The sequence below is a fragment of the Ruminococcoides sp. genome (genome assembly GCF_057037865.1).
The window spans coordinates 60,947-83,000 of the sequence record NZ_DBLZMS010000005.1 but is presented as its reverse complement, the minus strand read 5'-3'; the positions used below and the strand labels follow the sequence as shown (position 1 = coordinate 83,000).

Annotated in this window: 20 protein-coding genes and 2 tRNA genes; 6 read left to right on the top strand and 16 right to left on the bottom strand. The window is 42.4% G+C overall.

From position 1 onward, the window contains the following. Positions 1–218: 218 nt before the first annotated feature. The 12 genes from AC2HW8_RS05880 to glgB all read right to left on the bottom strand — a co-directional run bounded on the left by AC2HW8_RS05880 (position 219) and on the right by glgB (position 11,992). Entirely contained in the window at positions 219–575 is a 357-nt protein-coding gene (locus AC2HW8_RS05880) for a four helix bundle protein (protein WP_242956475.1), read from the bottom strand. 249 nt (positions 576–824) lie between these two features. After that, positions 825–901, bottom strand: a tRNA-Arg gene (locus AC2HW8_RS05875). An 83-nt stretch (positions 902–984) separates the two neighbouring features. Beyond that, complete coding sequence (locus AC2HW8_RS05870; protein WP_367999445.1) at positions 985–2,397, bottom strand: aminopeptidase; 1,413 nt, start codon at positions 2,395–2,397, stop codon at positions 985–987. An 86-nt stretch (positions 2,398–2,483) separates the two neighbouring features. Further along, the gene (locus AC2HW8_RS05865) at positions 2,484–3,053 is read right to left on the bottom strand and encodes a lytic transglycosylase domain-containing protein (protein WP_181984284.1); all 570 of its coding nucleotides are present in this window, start codon (positions 3,051–3,053) and stop codon (positions 2,484–2,486) included. Positions 3,054–3,108: 55 nt separating this feature from the next. Then, the gene (gene coaE / locus AC2HW8_RS05860; protein WP_215639469.1) at positions 3,109–3,720 is read right to left on the bottom strand and encodes a dephospho-CoA kinase; all 612 of its coding nucleotides are present in this window, start codon (positions 3,718–3,720) and stop codon (positions 3,109–3,111) included. Further along, positions 3,707–4,741, bottom strand: a complete 1,035-nt coding sequence (locus AC2HW8_RS05855) for an L-threonylcarbamoyladenylate synthase (RefSeq protein ID WP_484327275.1) — start codon at positions 4,739–4,741, stop codon at positions 3,707–3,709. The genes coaE and AC2HW8_RS05855 overlap by 14 nt, the downstream gene beginning before the upstream one ends. A 13-nt stretch (positions 4,742–4,754) precedes the next feature. Continuing rightward, entirely contained in the window at positions 4,755–5,828 is a 1,074-nt protein-coding gene (gene prfA, locus AC2HW8_RS05850) for a peptide chain release factor 1 (RefSeq protein WP_117847134.1), read from the bottom strand. Positions 5,829–5,835: 7 nt separating this feature from the next. Beyond that, positions 5,836–6,015 carry a DUF951 domain-containing protein gene (locus AC2HW8_RS05845; RefSeq protein ID WP_101029820.1) on the bottom strand — a complete coding sequence of 60 codons (180 nt, stop codon included), beginning with the start codon at positions 6,013–6,015 and terminating at the stop codon, positions 5,836–5,838. 120 nt (positions 6,016–6,135) lie between these two features. Beyond that, positions 6,136–6,783 (bottom strand): DUF6518 family protein, encoded by a 648-nt coding sequence (locus AC2HW8_RS05840; RefSeq protein WP_295024380.1) that lies wholly within the window; start codon positions 6,781–6,783, stop codon positions 6,136–6,138. A gap of 62 nt (positions 6,784–6,845) precedes the next feature. Beyond that, positions 6,846–7,754: a patatin-like phospholipase family protein gene (locus AC2HW8_RS05835; protein ID WP_015522820.1), complete on the bottom strand. Its 909-nt coding sequence runs from the start codon at positions 7,752–7,754 to the stop codon at positions 6,846–6,848. A 14-nt stretch (positions 7,755–7,768) separates the two neighbouring features. Next, positions 7,769–9,487: a hypothetical protein gene (locus AC2HW8_RS05830; protein ID WP_324497073.1), complete on the bottom strand. Its 1,719-nt coding sequence runs from the start codon at positions 9,485–9,487 to the stop codon at positions 7,769–7,771. Positions 9,488–9,700: 213 nt separating this feature from the next. Then, positions 9,701–11,992 carry a 1,4-alpha-glucan branching protein GlgB gene (glgB, locus tag AC2HW8_RS05825; protein WP_484327274.1) on the bottom strand — a complete coding sequence of 764 codons (2,292 nt, stop codon included), beginning with the start codon at positions 11,990–11,992 and terminating at the stop codon, positions 9,701–9,703. Between the two features lie 311 nt (positions 11,993–12,303). On the opposite strand from glgB, the gene AC2HW8_RS05820 reads away from it, so the two are divergent. Then, complete coding sequence (locus tag AC2HW8_RS05820; protein WP_303663901.1) at positions 12,304–12,879, top strand: TetR/AcrR family transcriptional regulator; 576 nt, start codon at positions 12,304–12,306, stop codon at positions 12,877–12,879. 193 nt (positions 12,880–13,072) lie between these two features. Next, positions 13,073–14,374 carry a cation:proton antiporter gene (locus AC2HW8_RS05815; RefSeq protein WP_118102187.1) on the top strand — a complete coding sequence of 434 codons (1,302 nt, stop codon included), beginning with the start codon at positions 13,073–13,075 and terminating at the stop codon, positions 14,372–14,374. Between the two features lie 70 nt (positions 14,375–14,444). Here the strand turns inward: AC2HW8_RS05815 and AC2HW8_RS05810 are convergent, their stop codons facing one another. The 3 genes from AC2HW8_RS05810 to AC2HW8_RS05800 are packed head-to-tail and all read right to left on the bottom strand — an operon-like array spanning position 14,445 to position 17,224. Continuing rightward, complete coding sequence (locus tag AC2HW8_RS05810) at positions 14,445–15,425, bottom strand: asparaginase (RefSeq protein WP_303663900.1); 981 nt, start codon at positions 15,423–15,425, stop codon at positions 14,445–14,447. Positions 15,426–15,470: 45 nt separating this feature from the next. Continuing rightward, positions 15,471–15,935, bottom strand: coding sequence for a pyridoxamine 5'-phosphate oxidase family protein (locus tag AC2HW8_RS05805; RefSeq protein WP_117951703.1), 465 nt, complete (start codon positions 15,933–15,935; stop codon positions 15,471–15,473). After that, complete coding sequence (locus AC2HW8_RS05800) at positions 15,935–17,224, bottom strand: DUF1015 domain-containing protein (RefSeq protein ID WP_484327273.1); 1,290 nt, start codon at positions 17,222–17,224, stop codon at positions 15,935–15,937. Before AC2HW8_RS05800 ends, AC2HW8_RS05805 begins: the two co-directional genes overlap by 1 nt. A gap of 249 nt (positions 17,225–17,473) precedes the next feature. Here AC2HW8_RS05800 and AC2HW8_RS05795 point away from each other — a divergent pair. Then, positions 17,474–17,550 (top strand) — tRNA-Ile (locus tag AC2HW8_RS05795). 315 nt (positions 17,551–17,865) lie between these two features. Here AC2HW8_RS05795 and AC2HW8_RS05790 read toward each other — a convergent pair. Beyond that, positions 17,866–20,190: a SpoIIE family protein phosphatase gene (locus AC2HW8_RS05790; protein WP_309372757.1), complete on the bottom strand. Its 2,325-nt coding sequence runs from the start codon at positions 20,188–20,190 to the stop codon at positions 17,866–17,868. Between the two features lie 236 nt (positions 20,191–20,426). Here AC2HW8_RS05790 and ruvX point away from each other — a divergent pair, with 236 nt between their 5' ends. The 3 genes from ruvX to AC2HW8_RS05775 all read left to right on the top strand — a co-directional run bounded on the left by ruvX (position 20,427) and on the right by AC2HW8_RS05775 (position 22,054). After that, positions 20,427–20,852, top strand: a complete 426-nt coding sequence (gene ruvX, locus AC2HW8_RS05785) for a Holliday junction resolvase RuvX (protein ID WP_015522831.1) — start codon at positions 20,427–20,429, stop codon at positions 20,850–20,852. Between the two features lie 140 nt (positions 20,853–20,992). Next, positions 20,993–21,685 carry a zinc-ribbon domain-containing protein gene (locus tag AC2HW8_RS05780; protein ID WP_443951101.1) on the top strand — a complete coding sequence of 231 codons (693 nt, stop codon included), beginning with the start codon at positions 20,993–20,995 and terminating at the stop codon, positions 21,683–21,685. 129 nt (positions 21,686–21,814) lie between these two features. After that, the gene (locus AC2HW8_RS05775; RefSeq protein WP_306540659.1) at positions 21,815–22,054 is read left to right on the top strand and encodes a helix-turn-helix domain-containing protein; all 240 of its coding nucleotides are present in this window, start codon (positions 21,815–21,817) and stop codon (positions 22,052–22,054) included.

The following is a 22,054-nucleotide window of genomic DNA, read 5'->3' as shown; positions in this document are numbered from 1 at the left end:
TCAAAGAGTAGAAATGCTGAAAATAGCCTTTATAATCTATTTTTTTAAGCCATTGTACACAATAATTTTCATTTTATGCATACTTTGCACAAAATTTAATCTACATTCTTTAAAAGACAGTGTTTATTGTACAAGGATGAGGTCTGAGTTTTAAGGTGTAAAGGATTAGATAAACTTAATCATCAGAAACGCTTACGGCGTTAGAATGTTTATATGTTTCATTTATCGTTTTTCTTTACTGTATTGATCGATGAAATCAGCATTCTCCTGATTGTGCCGCACTGATTTTGCAATGGCTTATATACGGTTTCGGATATATATCCTGTTTCAAAAAGAAGTTCCAGCCAATATTCAGTTTCAAAGCACTCTTTTTGTGCTATTTCCAACTTGGAGATAAAATCCTTTTTACCCTGCGCATATTGTGCTTCGTGAATATTTGCACCTATACTTGTTCCCGAACGCAAAAGTTGATTAGTTAAAACCGATTCTCTTGCATTTGCTTTGATATCACGACACATATATACAATCTGTTTTGCAAATTCTTTTGATTTATTCCGTAAAATACTTTCAGACACAATCATCACCCAAAATACAATATATCACAAAGCCGAATGTCTGTAAAGTTATCGGTGATATGCCTCGTTTAACTCGGCGTGATATAAATGTGTTATCGCTCGCTTTCGCTCTCGGTGATATTATATTCGCTTTAAAACTGCCGCAGGCAATATCACTCGGTATGACCGAATATCACTGCACGGCAATATCACTCGTCGACAGGCGAATATAACTGAAAAACGCACTTGTTTACACAAGTGCGTTTTTCTTGGCGCGCCGGAAGAGACTCGAACTCCCGACCTTCTGATTCGTAGTCAGACACTCTATCCAGCTGAGCTACCGGCGCATATGCGGCCTTTTATCAGCCGCAAGTAGTATGATATCACAACTCGGTGCAAAAATCAAGTGTTTTTTGTATTTTTTCCGAAATTAATCTTTTGTATCAAAAAAAGTGAAAAATGCTCTGTATGCCATATAAACATCTGTCTTGGAAACAATTTCAAACGGAGCATGCATTGAAAGCACGGGAACGCCGAGATCAACAACATCGACATTCATATTGGCAACATACTTTGCGATTGTTCCGCCGCCGCCGCCGTCAACCTTGCCGAGTTCACCGACCTGCCAGAGAATATCGTTGTTCTCAAGCATAGCTCTGATTTTTCCCATATATTCGGCAGACGCATCTGATGTGTCATACTTTCCGCCGTGACCTGTGTATTTTGAAATAATTACACCGTTGTTAATGTATGAGCAGTTGTTAGCCTCATATGCAGACGCATAAGTCGGATCAAATGCGGCATTTACATCGGCAGAAAGACAGGTGCTTTTTGAAAGAACACGGTAGCCGTCAACACCGTCCTGCTTTGCAAGGTCATAGATGAAGAAACGGAGGAAGTCGCTCTGCATACCTGTGTTGCCGTCACTGCCTGTTTCTTCTTTGTCTGTAAGATATGTGATACAAGTCTGCTCGGGCATTTCAACATCAAGAGCCGCCATAACAGCCGGATAAGCACAAACCTTATCATCGTGACCGTAACCGCCGATCATGCTTCTGTCAAAACCGATATCTCTTGACTTAAAAGACGGGATAAGGCAGAGCTCAGCCGAAAGAAAATCGCCCTCACAGATACCGTACTTCTCATTGAGTACAGCCATTACATTGAGCTTTACAAGGTCTTTTTCGTCGCTGTCTGCATCATACGGACGAGAGCCGAGGATAACATTGAGGTTTTCACCCTCAATTGCCTTTGCCATTGGCTTTGACGCCTGCTCCCTTGCAAGGTGCGGAAGAAGGTCTGTAATGCAGAAACAGCTTTCGTTCTCATCATCGCCCCAGCAGATGTCAACTCTTGTACCGTCAAGCTTTACAACCGAACCGTGAAGTGAAAGCGGAATTGTTGTCCACTGATATTTTTTAAGACCGCCGTAGTAATGAGTCTTAAAGAAAGCAAGATTGTTTGCCTCAAAAAGAGGATTCGGTTTGAGGTCAACTCTCGGGGAATCAATATGAGCGATTGCAAGCCTTGCACCGTTCTTAACACCGTTTTTACCGATTACAGCAAGAGCAATAGCCTTGTCACGGTTTACATAATAAAGCCTGTCACCGGCCTTATATTCTTTGTCCTGCTCATACTCTGCAAAACCTGCTTTTTTGGCAAGCTCAACAGTATAGCGAACAGCCTCACGCTCAACGGGTGAGTTATCAAGAAACTTTTTGTAACCATCGCAAAAGCTGTCTGCCTTTTTAATTTCTTCCTCCGAAAGAGCCTTAACGCCCTTCGGTTCGGTCATCATAATTTTTTCCTTTAATAAAGTTGTCTTTGACTTTTCTTCAGCCATAATAACCGTCCTTTCTGTGCCGTAAAACACGGCAAAACCATTTTATTTTGAAATCCGCCGCCAAAGGCATCGGAACATCTCTGCACTTAATTAGATTGTGAATAATAAAGTTTTATATACATTTCCTTGGCACTTTCAACCTTGTCAACATAATTCTCTGTTTCGGGATACGGAATGGAATCAAGATTTTTTCCGTCCGAACTGTAATTAGTATCGTTGAGCCAGTCGCTTACAACAAAGCCGGCATTATATGCGGCAATTGCCGAGCGTTCCGTGCCGTAATAATCGTAAAAATATTTTAAAAGATAACTACCGTAATCAATACAGATTTCGGGGTCAAACAGGTCATCCTCGGTGTACTGTCCCGCACAACCTCTTTGCTCCTGCAGCCATTCAAAGGACGATGGCATCATCTGCATAACACCCTTCGCTCCGACTCCCGATTCGGCTTTCGGATCAAAGCCGCTTTCCGTGTGGATTACGGCATATATCAACGCAGGATCAAGGTCATAATCCTTGGCGGCTTTTTCAACATATGTGCTGTAGGTGCGTGGATAATTCATCTCATCAAGCTTTTTCTTTGCGTCCTCGTAAAAGACCGAAACAAACACAAATACTCCCGCCGCAAGAATTGCAAGCACAATTATCCATGCCAAAATCGCCTTTCCTGCACTTTTTTTCTTTTTATATCGCCTTGATTGGGGCATCCTATCACCTCATCAGGTTGTTAATAGCCTCTGCCGCCTTTTGTGTGGCAAGCTCGACTTGCTCTATAGAAAAATTGTTTTCAATGACAATGTCGCTGTGACTTCTGAAAAATTCCTCGTCAAGCTGTGCAGACATTCTTAGCTCTGCACGGGAAATGTCAATGTTATCCCTTTTGCAGATTCTCTCAAGCCTTATTTCCTTTTTTGCGGTAACGCTTACAATAAGGTCGCAAAACACATCGGCACCGCTTTCAAAAAGCTGAGGAGCGTCATAAATCACAACGCTTTTTCCGTCTGTCTGAGCCTGTTTCGCCATCTGCATAAATTCATATGTAACAAACGGATGAACAATTGAATTGAGCAAATGTGTGTTTTCTTTGCTTGAAAATGCCCTTTTGGCAAGCAACGGTCTGTCAATGTTGCCGTCAGAAAGGATAATATCCTGACCGAAAACACCCGAAACAGCCTTTAAGCATACGGAATCGGGAGTGTAAAGATTTTTTACAATCTCGTCAGCATTTATAACGCACATCCCGTTTTTGGCAAAATATGCCGAAACCGTGCTTTTTCCCGCACCGCTCTGTCCCGTAAGACCGACAATTTTAATTCTGTTCAAGGTCAATCACCTCAAAGCCTGCCGCTCTTATAAGACGGTTGTAAACAGCCATTCCGACGCCGTTCGTTTTTGGCAGTCTTGAATATACAACCTTAACGCTGTCGTCCTCATCAATTCTGCGAAGCTCGTCAAAAAGCGTGTGAGCCTGTCTTGTATAGTCGTTTCGTTTTCCGAGAGAGAAAATGGGAGTTTTCAAAAGCGGAATATCCTCGTCACAACAGAGTGCAGCAACTCCCTTTGCCGCCTTTTTGTTTACATAATCAATATATTGCTCATCGTTGCAATTAAGAAGTATTACTCTCGCCCTTGGCGCATAGTGCTTGTACTTCATACCGGGGCTTGCAACCTTAACATTGTCTGCAAGTTTGTGCAAAACCGCATCATCAACTTCAACCTTGCCGAGAACGCTTTCAAGCATTTCAACAGTAATTCCGCCCGGACGAAGTACCCTCGGAACAGCTCCTGCAAGAGTAATTACCGTGCTTTCAAGACCTACCTCACTTGCACCGCCGTCAAGAACAGCGTCGATTTTGCCGTCCATATCGTTCATAACATGCTGTGCGGTTGTCGGACTGGGTGAGCCCGAAATATTTGCCGAAGGTGCGGCAAGAACCGTACCCGATTCACGGATAATCGCCTGTGCGGTTTTGTGGCTCGGAAAACGGATTGCAACCGTGTCAAGTCCTGCCGAAACTTCATTCGGAATAACATCCGACTTTTTCATAATCATTGTGAGCGGTCCCGGCCAGAACGTATCGGCAAGTTTTTTTGCTGTGTCGGGGATCTTCGTCACAAGGTTAAGTCTTTCAATATCGGAAAAATCACAGATGTGGACAATCAGCGGATTATCCCCGGGTCTGCCCTTTGCTTTAAAAATCTTCTTTACGGCCTCGGGGTTGAGTGCGTCAGCCGCAAGTCCGTAAACTGTTTCGGTCGGGATTCCTACAACACCGCCGTTTTTAAGCAGCTCTGCGGCGGTTTTTATATCTTCCTCTGTATTTTTTAACAACAATGTTTTCACAATTATCACCGGATTATTTTTCCATACTTTCTTTGAGCTTTTCGGCTCTGTCAGCGGCAACAAGTGCGTCAATCACTTCGTCAAGGTTGCCGTTGAGAATTTCTTCAAGCTTGTAGAGAGTAAGACCGATTCTGTGGTCGGTTACTCTGCCCTGCGGATAGTTATATGTGCGGATTCGCTCACTGCGGTCGCCCGTACCTACCTGCATTTTTCTGTTTTCGGCAATTTCACTCGCCTGTTTGTCCTGTTTTTCCTTGAGAAGTCGGCTTTTGAGAACTTTAAGGGCTTTGTCCTTGTTCTTGTACTGACTTCTCTCGTCCTGGCACTCAACTACCATACCTGTGGGCAAGTGAGTGATTCGGATTGCGGAACTTGTTTTGTTGATATGCTGACCGCCTGCACCGCTTGAACGGAAGGTGTCAATTTTGAGGTCATTCGGGTCAATTTCAAGCTCAACATCTTCTGCCTCCGGCAAAACCGCAACGGTTGTTGTCGATGTGTGAACTCTGCCCTGACTTTCGGTTTCAGGTACTCGCTGAACACGGTGAACACCGCTTTCGTACTTAAAGCGTGAGTATGCACCCTCGCCCTCAATCATAAAGGAAATTTCCTTGTAACCGCCGATTTCGGTTTCATTGGCATTGATAATCTCGATTTTAAAGCCCTTTTTTTCGGCATACATCGAGTACATTCTGAACAGAACCGCACTAAACAGAGCCGACTCCTCACCGCCTGCACCGCCACGGATTTCAACGATAACATTTCGTTCATCGTTCGGATCCTTCGGCAAAAGCAGAATTTTCAAATCTTCCGCAAGATTTTTGATATTATCCTTAGCCTCGTCAAGCTCGATCTGAGCAAGCTCTTTAAGCTCTTTGTCGCTTGTTTCCTCAAGAATTTCAAGGCTGTCTTTTTCGGTCTGAACAGCCTCTTTGTATTTACGGTAGGTCAAAACGATTTCCTCAATCGACTTGATTTCCTTCATAATTTTCTGATATTCCTCGGGATTGCCCGCTACTGACGGCTGGTAGAGCCTTTCGGAAAGCTCGGAGTACCTTTTGTCAAATATTTCGATTTTTTCAAACATATATATCTTACTCCGTCAAAATTTTTTTAATATTTTTTTCAATCTTTGCACGGGGCGCCATAACCTCTCTGCCGCATTTTTCGCATTTTATCTTAAAATCCATTCCCACACGCAGAATTTCAAAGGTTTTGCAACCACATGGGTGCTGTTTTTTCATCTCAACTCTGTCGCCAACGCTGATATTCACAAAAATCACCCTCCTGCAAATTTTTTACATTTTTCACATTTTGAATTTCTATGATTATTTACATCACTTTAGAGATGCAAATAATCTGCACTTAGATTATACAACAGAGATTTAAAAATATCAACCAATGCCGATAATTCCGAGAAGTCCCGTGTATTCAAGCGAAAGGGCAACGGGAATTGAAATCAGCAGAGAAAATGCGCTCTGTTTTACATCCTTGAACAAAATTCCGATGCTTGCAAGCCAAAGTATAAATTCGGGGAGATACAGAATTCTGAAATCGGCAAAGTTGAGATTAAATGCAAAGCAACAGAATATTGCCATGAGTACGGAAGAAATTCCGATTGCAAGCGCACCCCGTCCCCTTGCATACCAAATCAGAAATGCCAAAAACGGCGATACAACAGCAAGAATCAGCCACCTCATAAGGTACGGAATATCGGGATAAAAGCCTGCAAAAACACTTGTCCACACATAGTACCCTATTAACATTCCCACAAAAAACGCAAAAACATTAATTCCTGCTTTTAAGGGTGATTTGCTGAATACGGCAAGGCACACGGCAATAAAAATCCACGGTGCTGTTCTGCCCAAAAAGTTTGACAAATCAAGCCAATCGAAAAAGCTCGGCAGTCTGTTCGAATCAAGAAACTTTGCGACAATTCCCATGCCACCGCCAAAAAGCAGAGCAAAGAATGTTGTCATAATTTGTTTTGGTACGGACATTTTGCCCGATACCTTTCGGGTTTTATTCAAAATTTTTAACATAAAATCCTCGTTTCATCTACATCAAAAGGACTTCTCAAAAAAGAAGTCCTCTTTAATCTTAATTATTCCGCACTGTTTTGCTCACCGAAAACCTTTAAAATTTCGTCCTTGTGAGCCATAATCGCATCGTAGCCCTCCTGAATGGTTTCGTCAACGCTGTCCATTGAGAAAAGCTGTGTGTTTTCGTTCTTGATATCAATTGCGAGGTCAGCCATTTTCTTTGACTCTCTTGTGCCGTCAATTGAATAAACATCAAGCGCACGCCAAATAACCTTAATAAGACCGCCAAGGCCTGCGTCTGGATTGTAGGTCATAATATCAAAGCCGATTGCAAGAACCTTGCCGACGCCCATATCACGCAGAATTTTTACAGGCAAATTGTCCTTTGAACCGCCGTCAATAAAGTTGTACTTGTCATAAGGACAGGTTGTGTAAATTGCAGGGAACGACATACTTGCACGAACAGCAGTTTCAAGCGGAGCGCCTGTTATGTAGTGAATATGCTCGTTTTCAAGATTTTCTTCCTTGGTTGTAAAAATACATTCATCGGTTGTAAGCGTGTCAACCGTACAGATTGAAAGGTTAATCGGAAGATTTTCAAAGCCTGTTATACCTTTTTCATTCATAATGTCACGGATAACATCTTCAATCAGTTCCCCCGACTTGATGCCGTCTTTCTGAATCTTTTTATTTAGAATAAGCTGTGCAAGAGATTTGAAAATAAGGCCGTTGTCGATTTCGGCAAGAGTTTTCCAATGCTTTTTTGCAACTCTTTTCATTTCATCGGAATCACAGCCCATTGCAACGATTGCCGCCATTGCCGCACCCGAGCTTGTACCCGAAACATACTGCGGATGGATTCCGAGTTCATAAAGAGCCTGAACAGCACCGATGTGAGCAATACCTTGAAGTCCGCCGCCCGAAAATGCTACACCGATAGAATTTTTGCGATCGATTTTATCCGAATTCATTTTAAACACCTCTGTTAATAAAAACGATAAACATTGCAATACGACTCGGTTTCAACAAAATAGTCGTACCAGTTGTAGAAATCTTCAAAGCTGTAATCAGCCTGAATAAGCTCATAATTCTTAAATTTTGTGTTTTCCGTTATGTATTTAAGCACATCATCTTTGTCTGCAAGGCGGGAAACATAAACCGTTACCTCGTCAAGTGACGCAAGCTTTTTGTCCGTTTTGAGTTTTTCCATGCTGTCGGTTTCCTGCTTATTTGTGTCGCCGTTAAACATAAATGCCTCGGCAAGCGAAGAAACCTTTCCGTTGGTGATAACTCCTCGTTTTTCGGCAAATTCTTCAAGCTCATCACCGAGAGTCGGAGAGAACTTTGAACTCTGAACAATCATTGTGCTGTCGTAGTTCATAAACTTGTCAATACACTTGTTCCATTCAAGCATTGCAGTTCCGACAAAAATGCAGTTGTCTGTCTTTGGCTCATAGAGATTTGTTTTGCCGTATGTGTAATAGGGCTTAACCGTAACAAACGCTGTGACTGACGCAAGCAAAATGCATACAGGCACGGCAAGGCGTATCTTCTGATTTTTGAAAAGTGTGAAAATTCTGATGAACGAGAATGCAAAAAGCATTGCAATCAGCGGAAGTGACGCCATAACATAGCGGTCGCTGTTAAACGGTGAAACAAGTGAAATGCCGATGAAATAGCAAACTGCCGGGACTACGGCAAACATCGCCTTTTTAGGAATTTTTACCTTTTTCACAAAACGGAAATAAATTCCGAATCCGATAACTGCGGCTGTACAAAGTCCGAGCAGCCAAACCTGATTGATGAACATATCCTTTGCAAGAATCTGAACATAGGTGCAAAGCTTGTAGAAAACATAGGTCACAACCGTAATCATATCAAGCGCCGACATATCAAGCGAACTGAGTCCACGGTTGCCGCCGAGTACATTCGAGATTATGTACGGATAAATGCAGAGTGCAAGTCCTGCACCGACAACAGCCGCAATAATGTACTTAATAAGGTCTTTACCGCACTTTTCCTTGATTTTGAACACAAGGAAAACAAGTCCCGTAAGTCCTGCAAAGAGGATGAAATAATACTGGGTAAGCACACCGCAAAGCACTGTAACTGCAAGCAGAATGCAGTCCTTTATGCCGACGGTGTTCTTTTTTTCATAGAGCTTTATGCTCATATAAACGAACGCAAGCACCCAGAAGGTAAGCGTTGCGTACATTCTGAGATAAATTGTCGTGGTAATACACGCAATACTCAGAGCATATGCCCCCACACCGATCAAGGCGTAAAGATTGTTGCCCGTGATTTTCCGTCCGATTTTATAAAGCATAATCAAAATGCCTGCCATGGCAAGCACATTTATTGAATAGGCAAGCCATTTTGAGAACACGCCCGGAAAAAATGAACAGACCGTGTGAACAAGTGCGTAATAGAGAGGCGGATGCGACGCATCTATAATCTGATTTTCATATACCTGAGCATAGTCGAATCTGTCATCGGGCGACACGGCAAGATACTCGTTGAAATCCTCGGGACTGTTCCAACCTCCGTCAACATTAAGCTGTTTTGAGGAATTTGCAAGGTTATAGGTCAGAAGCTCGTCCTCGTGAAAGCCCTGTTTTGCAAACATATAAACCGTGCTTATGACAAGGCTCACCGCAATAATAACCGCAAGAATTATTCTTGCCTTTTTGTTGTCGATTTTCATATAAAATTCTCCGTAATAATCAAAATTAAAATCAGCCGACAATTTTGTGCCGTTCAAACGGCAATTTTCGGCATTCCGCATTTAAATGATTATACCACAAATACGGTCACAATAACAATAGACTTTACAAAAATTTTGTATGTAATGCGTTTTCGGGCAAACAAAAATGCCGACAGAAAAATCCATCGGCACAAATGATTTGTAATATTTTGATTATTTTTTAGCTGTTGTTTTCTTTTCTGCAGGCTTTTCTGCTTTTACGGTTTTGCTTTCAGCCTTTACGGCAGTTTCGGTTTTCTCGACTTTTTCAGCCTTAACTGCTTTTTCTGTTTTTTCAGCTTTTTTCTCAACCTCAGCAGGAGCAGGAATTTCCTCCTTAACTGCTTTTACTGCCTTTTTAACGGGCTTTTCGGGAGCGGGTTCGGCTTTCTTTTCAACCTTTTCAGCGGTTGCTTCTGCCTTTGCAGACTTTGCCTCAGCCTTTACTTTTTCTGCCTTATCTTCCTTTTTCGGAGCAGCCTTTGCCGATTTCTTTGCCTTTTCGGCTTTAAGCTTTGCAAGAGCGGCGTCCTTCTTTGCCGTAGTCTTTTTCTTTACGGGAAGAGCCAGCTTCTTTTTAAGCTTGAAATACATAACAGCAAGCGGCGGAACTGTGATTTCCATTGAATAGTTGAGCTCGTGGTCTTTCTTCTTTTTAGCCTTGAGCTCGCCCTCGTTTCTGATTCCGCAACCGCCGAATTCTTCAGCCTCGGAGTTGAACACTTCTTCATAAATACCGTATTCGGGCACACCAACAACATAGTTATCGTGCTGAACAGGCTGGAAGTTACACACGCAGATGATTTCACTGCCGTCATAAGCAATTCTGCGGAACGAAATGATGCTGTTCTTGTAGTCATCAAGTGCAATCCACTGGAAACCGTCCCAATCATAGTCGTTCTCATGCATAGCAGGAACATCACGATAGAACTTGTTTACCTCAGCAAAGAAAAGGTTAAGCTGACGGTGCTTTTCAAATGAAAGAAGGTTCCATTCAAGCTCCTCGTTCGCATTCCACTCGTCAAACTGACCGATTTCACTGCCCATGAACATAAGCTTCTTACCCGGGTGAGCCATCATATACGCTATGAAACCCCTCACACCGCTAAACTTCATGTCATAGTCGCCGGGCATTTTATTGATGAGAGAACCCTTGCCGTAAACAACTTCATCATGAGAAATCGGGAGCATGAAGTTCTCGGAAAAAGCATAAACCATGCTGAATGTAAGGGTGTCGTGGTGATAATTTCTCCACAACGGATCAAGTGAGATGTACGAAAGCATATCGTTCATCCAACCCATATTCCACTTGTAGTCAAAGCCGAGTCCCATATCCTTAATCGGATAGCGTGTAACATTCGGCCATGCCGTACTTTCTTCGGCAATCATCATAGCCTCGGGGTGGAACATATGTACAACCGTGTTGAGCTTCTGCAGGAAATCAACGGCAACAAGGTTTTCTCTTCCGCCGTATGCGTTTGCAATCCACTCGCCGTCATTTCTGTTGTAGTCAAGATAAAGCATTGATGCAACGGCGTCAACACGGATACCGTCAACATGATACTTGTCAAGCCAGAACATTGCAGATGAAAGGAGAAAGCTTGTTACCTCATATCTGCCGTAATTGAAGATATATGTACCCCATTCCTTGTGTTCACCGATACGGGGATCTTCATATTCATAACAGCCTGTACCGTCAAATCTGCCAAGACCGTGTGCGTCCTTTGGAAAGTGGGCAGGAACCCAGTCAAGGATAACGCCGATGCCCTCTTCATGACATCTGTCCACAAAATACATAAGGTCTTTCGGCTCACCGTAACGGGATGTTGCGGCAAAGTAGCCTGTAACCTGATATCCCCAGCTGCCGTCAAACGGATATTCTGTAAGAGGCATAAACTCGATGTGAGTGTAGCCCATATTTTTAACATAAGGAATAAGCTCATCAGCAAGCTTGCGATAGCTGAAAACATTGCCGTCCTCATACTTACGCCAAGAACCTGCGTTTACCTCGTAAACATTGACAGGCATACTCTTGTGCGGATGCTCTTTTTTGTAATCATACCACTTTTCATCATGCCACTCGTAGCCGTCAATCTCGTAAACACGGGATGCGTTGTCGGGACGAGTCTGGCAATGAAAAGCATAAGGATCGGTTTTGAGCCTTCTCTCATGCCACGGAGTTTCGACACAATATTTATAGCAGGCAAACTCAGGAATTCCCTCAATAAACAACTCCCAGACGCCGCCGTCCGAGATTTTATACATAAAGTTTGCGTCATTGTTCCAGTCGTTAAAATCACCGACCACCGAAACGGACAATGCGTTCGGCGCCCAAACTCTGAACACAACGCCCTGACGGCCGTCCCAGTTCACAAAGTGTGAGCCTAAAAATTCATAAGCACGAACAGATTCGCCCTGTAAAAACTGATCAAGCGGCGCTCTTTCGTCATTGATTTTAAAAGCCATAGTAACCCTCTTTTCTGCGATTGTAGGCAGTTCTTCAATAATACAAGTATAGTATAATATATTTTCACCAAATATACAAGTGGTAAAAACGATTTTTATGTAAATAATTTTGTCGATTCGCCTGAAATATTGTCAGTTGCTGTGAAAATCGTTCCAAAAAATAGTCATGGAATGCGTGTTTCATCCGTAATTTTTATTTTTGACACACTTATCCCATACTGTTATAATATACAATAACGAAAGCATAAACAAGCGACAATTACGCTACTTTCGTTGGAAAACCGACTAATTTTAAAATCAGGTGATTATCTTTGGACATAAGAGTTATGAAAAGCAAGAAAAGTATTTTTGACGCATTTGTAAATCTGCGTTCAAAAAAAGAACTGCGCAAAATTACCGTTAAGGAGCTTTGTGAAAAAGCGCTCATCAATAAATCGACCTTCTACACATATTATGAGGATATGTTCGACCTTTCGGACAAAATTGAGAGCGAGGTAGTTGACGGCATTGTAAGTACCATAAGCAATCCGCAGATGATGATTGACGAGCCCGTAAAATTTTATCGCAATCTTTTGGGCGCAGTGTCTGAAAACAAGAAATTGATTGACACGGTATTTTCGGGTTCACAGCATCCTAATCTTATTGTGAAGATTTCAAAGTCATTAAAGAAAATGACCTTTGAAAATCATCCCGAGTACATAAATGATAAAAAATTCTGCACACTTCTTGACTACGCAATCTACGGCGGATACTATGCCTTTGTTGAAAATCAGGAGAACACGAACGATTATTCGGATGAACTTATTGAATCGATTTCAGTGATTTCCGAGCATATGACAAAACTCATAAAAGCAAGCATTCCAACCCTTAAAAGCAATAATACATAAAAATACTTTTTGCATATTTTTCAAGCTGTATTATTTATTAATTTGTGCAAAGTGCGATTTTTGTCGAACTTCAAAATATTTATTTAAAATCGCTGTCGATTGTGATAGAATATATTCGGTTTTATAAGAGAGAAAGGAGAGTCGGTCAGACTGCCGTTTAGGAGGCGTTTGAAGTCTGTCCGAAAAAGAAGTTATGGAAATTAACACACTTGATATTCTGAAGAATCTTGCCATAATCCTTGTTGCGGCAAAGCTTCTCGGTATTGTTGCCAGAAAGCTCGGCGCACCGCAGGTTGTGGGTGAGATTATTGCAGGTCTTATCGTAGGACCTTGTATGCTTAATTTTGTTTCGTATGACGGGTTCATCTCAGGTATGGCTGAAATCGGCGTTATATTGCTGATGTTCTCGGCAGGTCTGGGAACAGATCTTAAAGAGCTTATCAAAACAGGACCTGTTGCCTTGCTTGTTGCGTTTGCCGGTGTAATCGTTTCGGTTGCAGGCGGTGCGGCTGTTTACCTTGTATTCGGCTTTGGTGACGGCGACCTTGCGATGCTTGAGGCTGTATTTATGGGAACAATCCTTGCGGCAACCTCGGTTAGTATTACTGTTCAGGCTCTTAAAGAAATGGGACACCTGAAAGGAAGGGTTGCAACAACAATTCTTTCAGCCGCAATTATAGACGATGTTATCGGCATCGTACTTCTCACCATTGTAATCGGTTTCAAAAGCCCCGATGTTCAGCCTGCGTCCGTTTGCATCAACATTGTACTTTTCTTTGTTCTTGCATTTATACTCGGCTTTGCACTTTATTTTCTCTTCAAGTGGCTCGACAAGCTCTGGCCGCACTCAAGAAGAATTCCGATTTTCGGCCTTGTTCTCTGCTTTGCGTGTGCATATTGTGCGGAAGAATTTTTCGGAATTGCAGACATCACAGGTGCATATGTTGCAGGTATTATCCTCTGTAACATCAAGGATTCACAGTACATCGAAAGAAAGATGGATGTCAGCTCGTACATGATTTTCGGACCTGTATTCTTTGCAAGTATCGGACTTCAGACAAGCTTTAACGATTTCAACCTTTCAATGCTCTGGTTCTCAATTGCACTCGTTGCAGTTGCACTTTTGACAAAGGTTATCGGCTGCGGCGGTACGGCAAAGCTTTGCAAATTCAATATGCCCGACTCGCTCAAAATCGGCGTAGGTATGATGAACCGTGGTGAGGTCGGTCTTATTGTTGCCAAAAAGGGACTTGACACAGGTCTTATGGCACCGCAGTTTTTTGCTCCTATTATTATTCTCATCATCGTTTCATCGCTTGCAACACCTATTCTTCTCAAGGTAGTTTACAAGAAATGGCCGGGTAAAGAAAATGAGGAGGCAGACAACCGTTCGGAAAAGCTTGCCGAAAACGAAAAGTATCTTACTCAGGAAGTTGTAGGTGCAACCTACAACATCACAGAAGATAATTTCAAAGATAAAAGCAAAGACGAATAATTTAATACAATAACCTAAAAGGACAAATGACCATCAAGTCATTTGTCCTTATTTTTATATCTGTAAATTGTCAATCGTTATCGTAAAAATCTTCTGCACAGGGCAAAAAAGCCTTGTCAAATTCACTTTTCGGCAAAAGCCACAGCTTGATGTACATTGCAATCGGTGATGCAGGAGGCAGAACTTTTATATTAAGCCTGTCAAATTTCAGCTTGCTTTCGTAATAAAAGCCCTTGCACGCACCCGTCAAAAATACGGGAATATTCATTGCTTTTGCTTTTTGACAAAAGTCGTTCAAAGCCTTACCGTCAGTATTCAGCGTACCCGAATGGAATCCCTCAAGTAAAACGGCTTTTACATTTTCCGTAATTTCAGGATACTGCATACCAACCGTTGCGGAAATTTTCAGCACATTGCTGTTATCCGAAAGTCGGACGCTTTCATCAAAAGCAAACTCGCTTTTTAATGCCTTATAACGGGTATTCTTCACAAAAAGTCCGTTCTGAATTTTACCGTAGCTTTCGTCAAAAATGCTGTGCAGTTCGTCGCTGTATGCCGAATGTGCAAGCAGTCTTGACGCTCTGTGAATTGTCACGGGCAAATCGGCATTCTTGTACGAAACAAAAACACCGTTTCCGCTGCCAGCTTTTATAAAGTCAATCGCACCGACAAAATTTTCAAAGCCGTTTGAACGGCTGTCATCAAGCGGATAATTTGCCGAAACAAGCACAATCGGCACATTTAAGCCGTCAAAAATATAAGCAAGAAATGCAGAGGTGTATTGCAAAGTGTCCGTTCCGTGAGTTACAACAATACCGTCATAGCTGTTCAAATCATAGCTTTGCAGACAGTCGGCAAGCCTGTTCATGTGACAGCCCTCAAGATTTTCGCTGAGGACGGTATAAGGCTCAGCCGTGTCAAAATCAACATCGCCGTACCTGTCAAGATACATCTGCGTGAGCATATATTTCTGCTCATTGTCGGGCGAAAGCACCTCGCCCTTACGCACACAGCCGATTGTACCGCCCGTAAAGACAACAAGAATTTTCATATACTCACCTCTTTCATATTCTGCCCTTAAACAATTATAAATAAACTATTTATTTTCCTTGCCCGTGATTTTTTCGATTGTGATTTCATAAACGCCTGTCATACTGCCCGATTTGTCTATGCACCTTTTTCCGCTTTCGATAAATTCGGGAGCATATTTTTCAACAATCAGTTCAAGACCTCTGTTCTTGTTTTTAACCGATTTTGCAATCGTACCGAACACAACCGCACTTTCGTATTTTGAAGTCAGTTTTGCACCGTCAATTCTGTTGTTTTGAATCGTGCAAAACGAAACCTTGTTGCTGTATTCAACATTTTTCAGTTTCAAACCCGAATTTGGAGCGCAATGGAAATAAATTTTGTTGCCCTCAACGGCAAAATTTACAGGCACACCGTAGGGATAACCGTCCTCCCCGATTGTTGACAAAATGCCGTATTCACCGTTTTTAAGGATTTCATAGGCTCTTTCTTCGGTGGTTTTCCTGTCTTTTCTACGCATCTTTTCGTTCATTATTCAACTCCGATATCGTTCATAACCATGCCCGTAATCATCTTCGGATAGAAATATGTTGACTTCTGCGGCATCTTTTCGCCGGCGGCGGCAACATCACGGATTTCGGTTACTCTTGTCGGATTAAGCACAAACGAGCATTGGAACTTGCCGTTGTCAACGCCCTCAACAGCCTCTGAGAAAAATTTGGTGTATGTAAGGTTAATCTGATTTGCCATATTTTCCTTATCAATGCCGAAAATTCTTTCAAGCACAAGTGAATGGAGAACGGTAACATCAAGCTGTCTTGACGGTTCGCTCAATTCGGGAAGAAGCTTGTCCATAATGTCAAGACTTTTCAGCACAAGCCTGTACCATTTTCCGTTTCCGACATAGAATCCGAATGCCTTTTTGCCCTCGTCATAGAGCTTTGCAAGCTCGCTTTCCATATTGTCCGTACCGTTCATTTCGGTAACATCAAAATATTCCCTGCAACCGTCAAGAACTTTTTCAACATTAAAGTCCGGCAAATCACGCACAAGGCGGTGTGTCGGGAATACAACAAGTCCCGGATGCTCCATGTCAACAAGGTAAATCATCTGATAATCACAAGGATCGCCAACCTTTGAAAGACCGTTTTCACGGCAGTAGTTTCGATAGTTTAGAGCGGTTTCATAGCGATGGTGACCGTCTGCAATATAGAGCTTTCTGTCGGCAAAATCTGCACAAAGCTTTGCGATTACATTTTCATCCGTAACAATCCAAAGTCTGTGAGTAACACCCTCGCCGTCGGTAAATTCAAGCTTTGGTGCGTTCTTAGATTCATTATCAATTGTTGCAAGAGTTGTATGCTCGCTGTCCATATAAAGGGCATAAATTTGACTGAAATTGCAGTTTGTTGCCTTCATAAGATTAAGTCTGTCCTCTTTAGCCTTTGAAAGAGTGAACTCGTGCGGAAGAATGATTCCTTTTTCAAACTCTTCAAGATGAACACGGACGATGATACCCTTGATGCTCTTGCGTTCGCCGTAAGCCGTGAATTCTTCCTCATAAACATAGATTGCAGGCTTGTCCTCGCTCACAAGAACACCCCTGTTCCGCCACATATCAAGGATTTCTCTTGCTGTCTGATACGGGTTTTCGCCCTCTTTCGGAAGCTCAAGCCGAATGATATTATACTCGTTTTCACTGATATAACCGAGTCTTTGTTCCTCGCTTATGATGTCATAAGGCGGACAGCAAAGCTGAGAAATTTCGCCTGCTTTTTCCGTGTTGTAACGCATTCCTCTGAACGCTTTTATTTCTGCCATATTAAAAACCTCCAAATTATTTTTCGGTCAAGTGTATCTTCACCGTCCGTATAAGGCAATTATAACACAAGCAGTTGATTTGAACAAGTGAAAAGTAAGTTTATTTAAATTTACTGTGCAAAACCACAATGGATATTACGGCATAAAAATCATTGACAATCAAAGGAAAGTTTGATATAATATTTTTTGCGTAAGCTGATTACGATATTTGACATTGCATAAACTATTTGTCAAATGAAAACAGAATACGCGCCAATAGCTCAGTTGGTTAGAGCTACCGGCTCATAACCGGTCGGTCCGGGGTTCGAGTCCCTGTTGGCGCACCAAAAAAGAAAGTACTCAAATGGGTACTTTCTTTTTATTTTACCGTTATGCGTGAACAGGGACTCGAAGGCGAGCGTTAAGAAAACAGTCCGGCGGACTGTTTTTAGCGAGAGCGTTGATGAATTTTTAGCTTTGAACAAGCCGCAACAAGCGAGGTAGAATAACTTAGATAGATAAAACACCTGTTGGCGCACCAAAAAAGAAAGTACTCAAACGGGTACTTTCTTTTTATTTTACATAAATTCTGTGCCTTTACTTGCGTGTGTCCGATTAACTCCGCTATATTTTCCGTTTTTCAATTTTTAACTTAATTTGAATCAATGTCCGTTCTCCGTAATTCTGATTGCAACGGCGGTGACATCGTCCTCACGGTCGGCCTTACGGTGCTTTACCGCCTCGTCAACAACAGCCTTTGCAAGATCCTGGGTACTGCCCTCATTCCATGTGCGAATAAGCTTTTCGAGCCATTTGTCATCGCCCGTAATTACACCGTCTGATACCATAACAATCATATCCCCCGTTGTCAGATTTACCGTGTCAGTTGAAAATTTTATACCGTTTAGAATTCCTGCAGGGAGCGACGGCATTTCACGAACCGTTACCCTGCCGTTTTTCTTTACAAATGTTACGGGTGCGCCTGCTTTTTTGAAGGTGGTTTTGCCTGTGTAGAGGTCAACACTTGTGACATCAACCGTTGAAAGCGATTCGTCCTCACTTTTCACCATGAGGGCGGAGTTCACAATCTGCAAACAGCTGTCGGCTGAAAGTCCCGCCCTTAGCAATCTTGTCATAACAGACGCCGCCATATTGCCGTCAACGGCGGCTCTGCCGCCCGTACCCATACCGTCACACACGAGCGCATATGTTTTGCCGAAACCGTCATTGAAATAATTTATGCAGTCACCGCAGAGCTTACCGTTGTCGGCGGTGTGCTGGTCGCTTCCGATTTCAACATCAAACACGGGCATTTCGCACATTGCAATACGGATTCTGTTGCCCTCACGGCTGATTGTCGGAAGGTCAAATCTTCTTCCGCAACAGCGTGAAATCTCACGCATAACCTCGCCCTTAGAAAGCTTTTCGGACTTATTCGAGAGCGTAAGTTCCACGCTCATTCTTCCGCCGTTTGACACAAGGCAGATGCACTCCTCAACAATTGCACCGAGGCTTGTGAGGGCGCTGATTATCCGTTGTGCAGATTCGTTATCGCACCGCATTGTGTTGCGAAATTCATCAGCCAAATCGTGGAGAATATCGCCGATTCCGGAAAACTGCCCTGCAACAACGCTCCGCACATCGGTAATCCTTTGTTGTGCCTCAAGCGCCGACTGATATTCACGGTAGTTTGCGTTCATTGAACGGGCAATTTCGCCTTTTTTACAGCAGTTTTTTACGAAAGATTTTTCAACATCTCTTTCGCCTATTGTGCCGTTCGATTCAAGATACTCTTCAAGCCTTGCAAAATCGTCACGGGTGACACCGCCCTTGTGTTCATAGCAGTACATTTTCAGTCCGCAGGTTTCGCAGACTTCATTTCTTGTACCCTCACAAACAGCGTCAAATGAGGGCGAATAGAGCTTTTTCATCTTTTCGGAAACTTTTGAAACATCGTTTTTCACATTGCCGACTGCCTTTGAGGCAAAGTCGAGTCGCATAACAATATTTTTTCGCAGAGCCTCTCCGAGCGATGTATTTTTGTCGCTTGAAAACACGGGCGAAATCACATTGCCGACCTCTTTCGGAAGAACCATAAACACCGCACTTGCGGCAAGGCTTTCAACAAGCACACCCGACGGTGTTCCAAACTGCGAACCGAACGCAAGGCACATCACACCGTTTGAGATTACAAAGGCAATCGCACAACCCAATTTTCCGAGCTGTGAAAAAAGCCCCGCCATAAGTCCTCCGAATGCAAAACCTCCGCAGATGTAGCCGTTCTCTCTTGACGCAATGCTGAAAATCGCCCCTGTTGAAATTCCGCTGATTGCACCGCCCGTAACCGAACCGTAGCGTGAACAGAGCAAAATGACGAGCATTGCAATAATTCTGCCGAGCGAGATATTCTGCCACGCAATACTGCCGAAAGCCAGAATCAGGATACACCCCGACATAACCACGCTTGCGGTTTCCTGTTGCGAAAAAACTTCAAAACTTCTGTTGTCGCCTGCAAGGTGCAGTGCCGTGCTGATAAAATATGCCACCGCACCTGCAATTACCGCCTCGGTCACGCAATCGGCAAAGGTTGTCAGCGTGCTTGTGCTTACAAAAAGCAACGAAATACCCGTTGCAAAAATCGGAACAAATGCCACAAGCGGAGCAAAAACCTTGCTTTTTGTAACCTTGTCAAGATCACCGAGCAGCCACCGCAGACCGCCTATTGCCGCCACAACGGCAAGGTAACGAAAGCTGTCCGAGGGTTTGAGCAGGACGTAGCCGAATGCCGTGCCTAAGAGTGATGACAAAAGATACTTTCTCGGAACTGCCGCCGCAAATGACGCCCCGAACGGTGCAAGGCTTCCGAGAACCGCTCCCCGTGACACCAAAATTCCGCAGAGCAGACAACCTGCGTTTGTGAGCATTTTCCGCATAAAATCGCCCTGAACAGCGTCCTGTCTGTGAGCCAAAGTAGTTTTTGCTTCCATAAAAATCAACATCCCTTTAATGATTTACTTCTTTTTGTATTTTTATTATAGGATATTATGGGTAACAGTTTTGTCTTTTTGTGAATGAGAATTTTTATATTCTTTTGTAGAAACAAAGCTTTGAAAAAACTTAATAAAGTAATTACGCAAAAGATTGTTCAACATTAAAAAAAGCCGTTGTTAAAATTCTCATTTTGCATTATAATGGAGTAAACCAAAGTGAAAGGACAAACAAAATGATTATAATGTCAGTTGACCTCGGAAAAGCACGCACAGGCATTGCCGTATGCGACAAAACCGAGTTTTTAGCGTCGCCATATACGGTTATTTTTGAAAAGTCACCGAAACAGTTGCTTGAAAAGGTGTCAAATACAGCCAAAGAAACAAAAGCCGAGCTTATTGTTGTGGGACTTCCGAAAAATATGGACGGCAGTGAGGGCGAAAGCGCACAGAATGCCAGAGCGTTTGCCGAAAATCTGAGCAATGAAACAGGCATTGAATGCGTTATGCAGGATGAGCGTGGAACAACAATTACGGCTCACAATTTTCTCAACACCACAAATACAAGAGGAAAAAAGCGTAAAAATGTCGTTGACGAGGTTGCCGCCACAATAATTCTTCAGGATTATCTTGACAAAAGAAAATCGGGCTTAAACAGATAAAATCATAAAAGATTTACCTTTCCGATGATTTCGGAGGGTTATTTAATGTACATTTTGAGAATTTTGTTGATTATTGTAATTATTTATGATAAAATTTTTTCGGAGATTTAATCTCTGATTTTACTTGAGAGAGGGATTCTATGTTTTGTCCGAATTGCGGAAATCAATGTCCTGACGGCACAAAATTCTGTCAGTCATGCGGTACACCGCTCATAAACAATCAACAGCAAAACACTCAGCCTGATTTTAACAATCAGCAGGCTAATTATCAGCAGCCTAATCAGCAATATCAACAGCCAAATTACAACCAATATCAGCAACCGAATCAGTATCGGCAACCGATGTACAATCAACCATATCAGCAGTATCCACAGTATCCCGATAAATTCAACGGACATCAGATGGGTTGGTACAAATTTCTGATTTACTTTGCACTTTTTGCAGGTGCGTTCTTTAATGTATGCTATGCTGTTTTATACATGACAGGCAGTATTTACGAAACCGAGCAAATTGATCCGCTTACCGTATATTCACTTTATCCGGGTGTAAAAGCGGTTGACATCGTGTATGGCATATTGCTTCTTGTACTTGCCGTTTTTATGATCGTAACCCGTTTTCAGCTTTCAGGATTGAAAAAGAACGGTCCGAAAATGATTGTTGCACTTTACGGTCTTAATATTGCCATTGCGATTATTTATGCCATTTTAATTTCATGCACAACAGATTACATGGCATTCGATGCGTCAACAGTCGGTCAGTGCGTTATACCGATTGTTATGGCAATTGTCAACAAGGTTTATTTTGACAGAAGAAAAGATATTTTCGTGAATTAAATTATGTTGAGAATTTTATAACCTAAAATTCAAGCACGCCGCAGTTTTTCTCACTTGAAACTGCGGCGTGCTTTTAAGTTAAATGCTTTAGTACTTTTAAGTACTATAAAATCATTGTATCACCCATTTATGATAAAGTCAATAGTACCGATAGATACTATACAAGGTGATAATATGTATTTTAAAAGACTGCGTGATTTGCGAGAAGATCATGATATGAAACAAAGTGAAGTTGCCGAATATTTAGGAATTCAGCAGACGGTCTATTCACGCTACGAAAGAGGATTTCAGTCAATTCCTGTTGAGCATTTAATTAAACTGGCTGATTTGTACAAAGTTTCCACAGATTACATTCTCGGCAGAAAATAG